Raw genomic sequence first — 401 nt, forward strand, 5'->3', positions numbered from 1 at the left:
ATTCAGACCATTTCACTTTAGTCGCAGAAGTGTCAGGTAAAGTCGTTGGGCACATTACCTTATTCATGACGACTAAGGTGAGAGACCGACATAGTGCTGGCTTAGGGATTGCGATTCACCCTGATGCACACGGCAAAGGGGTTGGGAAGGCATTAATGAAAGAAGCGATTAATCAGACTGATAATTGGCTTAATCTGGTCCGTCTGGAGCTAGAGGTTCATGCCGATAACAACGCTGCCATTGCTTTGTATGAACGAGTAGGTTTTCAGTTAGAAGGCACTAAAAGGCTGAGTACATTCAAAGGCGGGAAATACATTGATATGTTGTTGATGTCGAGGATTAGACCTGATTATCGTTGATTGTTAGACCTATAACGTCCTATTTAGATGAAATCAAAGAAG

The 401-nt window shown here is 42.6% G+C and carries 1 protein-coding gene; it reads left to right on the forward strand.

Going from position 1 to position 401, the window contains the following annotated elements:
• The coding region (locus AB4653_RS27625) for a GNAT family N-acetyltransferase (protein WP_372105841.1) at window positions 1-359 on the forward strand (359 nt) is incomplete at its 5' end.
• Window positions 360-401: the final 42 nt, after the last annotated feature.

The organism is Vibrio sp. 10N.222.48.A3 (assembly GCF_041475345.1).
GTDB classification, from domain to species: Bacteria; Pseudomonadota; Gammaproteobacteria; order Enterobacterales; family Vibrionaceae; genus Vibrio; species Vibrio tasmaniensis_A.